Annotated in this window: 1 pseudogene; it reads left to right on the top strand. The window is 42.7% G+C overall.

The annotated features are described in order from the left end of the window. Positions 1–158: 158 nt before the first annotated feature. A pseudogene (locus tag CXF78_RS20305) lies at positions 159–2,451 on the top strand (TonB-dependent receptor); the annotation flags it as partial.

Raw genomic sequence — 2,451 nt, 5'->3', positions numbered from 1 at the left:
ATTTTACACTAGTTTTATGTAAGCGCTTACATTTGATGTTTTATATGACAACTAATTATAAATAATGTTTACCGCGCCGATGGAGAATTAAAAAAAACGATTTGCGCCTAACCCGCAATATTGAGAGAAGCAAAATCTAGTCAATGGGGATTTCCTAGATGAAAACAAGAACATTTAACAAAACCAAGCTTGCGACCAGTTTATCGCTTGTCCTTGGTATGAGCAGTATCCTACCAGCTCATGCTGCTGATGAAGTCAGTGACGAAAATATCGAAGTTATTTCGGTTACTGGTATTCGTGGCAGTTTAATTAAATCAATGGATGTGAAGCGTTCATCAAGTGGAGTCGTTGACTCTATTTCTGCTGAAGATATTGGTAAGTTTCCTGATACTAACTTAGCTGAATCGTTACAGCGTATTACAGGTGTATCGATTGACCGTTCTAACGGTGAAGGCAGTAAAGTATCAGTGCGTGGTTTTGGTCCTGATTACAACTTGATCACCCTCAATGGTCGTCAAATGCCCGTCACTACAGGCTCGCGCTCATTTGATTTTGCTAACATCGCATCTGAAAGTATCAGCGGTGTAGAAGTTCATAAAACTAGCCAAGCCTCAGATTCTACCGGTGGTATCGGTTCTACTATCGATATTTTAACCCACAAGCCATTCAGCTCTCCGGGGTTGAAAGCCACTTTTGGTGTAAAAGCGGTTGATGACCAATCAACAGATAATGGCTCAGTAACCCCTGAACTATCTGGTTTGTACTCAAACACGTTTGCAGATGATAAATTTGGTATTTCACTATCGGCCAGTTACCAAGAACGTGAAAGTGGTAACCAACAAGCACAGGTTGGCACAGGCTGGCGTAGCTTCCCAGGTTCTGCTGACAACAGTGATTGGGGCGGAGTGGCTAAAGACAGCACCCAAGTTAATCGTCCTGGTGATAGCGATATTTATTCCGTTCCGCAAACCACTGTTTATCGTTTTGAAGAACAACAACGTACCCGTACTAACGGCCAGTTAGTATTACAGTACAGCCCGGTTGATAGTGTAGTCGCAAGCGTAGACTATACCTACATGCGTAACGACATCGACACTCAATCGAATGACGTATCAGCATGGTTTAACTTCGTTCCGTCTGAAAACGTATGGTCTGATGGCCCTATCGCCTCACCACTTATTTACTCTGAAACTTATGATTCACCTGCTGATTTATCTATGGCTGCTGGTGACTATGGCGTACGTAACGAAAGTGGTTCTTTAGGTTTTAACCTTGAATGGCAAGCAACAGATAACTTAAAGCTGACATTTGATGCGCACAACTCGGTTGCAGAAAACAAACCGAATAACCTTTATGGTTCAAACAACAATTTAAGTACTGCAGCGTTTGTGCGTACCAGCGCGGCAACTGACTTTAGCGGTGACTTACCTGTACTTGCTGTTGGTGGTGGTAATGCAGTGACACCTGCAGACATGATGCTTACCGGTTCTGTTTTTGGTAACGCACGTAATAAGTCTGAAATTGATCAATACCAATTTGACGGTGAATACTTATTTGAAGATGCAGGTAGCATCGACTTTGGTGTAGCGCTAACTAACGTTAACAACCACTCACAAAGCGTCAACGTTCAGCGTAACGATTGGGGTGGAGTAGGTTCTGCAGGTGACTTTGAAGATGCATGGTTCCCAGCTGATACCATTCATGACAAATTTGACGCTAATGGCGGCGATTTCTCTCTGTCAGACGGTAACTTTGACGTTTTAGATACCATTTTCATGTGGGATTTTGCATCAGTACGTGATTTTGCAGCAGCAAACTATGCTTCTGCAGTAAGCGGTGATTGTGGTAATGGCTTCTGCCCTTCTACTAATTATGCAGCTGAAACAGATCGTTATACTGAAGAAGAATCACAAGCCGTTTATGTACAGTACAACTACGATAATGAAATTGCCGGCATGCCATATGATGTGCATTTCGGACTTCGTTATGAGCAAACTGATGTCACCTCGACCGCTGCCGTTGCAGGATATAATGGCGCTGACTGGATTGCTGAAACTGAAATTGCATTAGTAGGTACTGGTGAGCAAGTATTTGAAACCAAAACCGGTGATTACGACTATTTACTACCAAGCTTCAACTTTAATATTGAAGTAGTAGAAGATGTCATGCTTCGTGCGGCATACAGTGAAACCATTGGTCGTCCTAGCTACACAGATATTCAAGGCGGTACGGTATTAGCGACGCTTGCCAATCGAAGTAATGGTGGTGGTTCTGCAGGTAACCCTACATTGTTGCCATTAGAATCAGAAAATATCGACTTCTCTGCTGAGTGGTATTACGCCCCATCAAGCTATGTGTCTGTTGGATACTTCCGTAAAGACACTAAAAACTTTATCAGTTCTGAAACAGTTAAACCACTAACGGCATTTATAACCCAGCATCTGGTGATTT

Source organism: Shewanella sp. 11B5 (genome assembly GCF_002836795.1).
Taxonomy (GTDB): domain Bacteria; phylum Pseudomonadota; class Gammaproteobacteria; order Enterobacterales; family Shewanellaceae; genus Shewanella; species Shewanella frigidimarina.
This window is presented reverse-complemented; position numbering and strand designations above follow the sequence as displayed.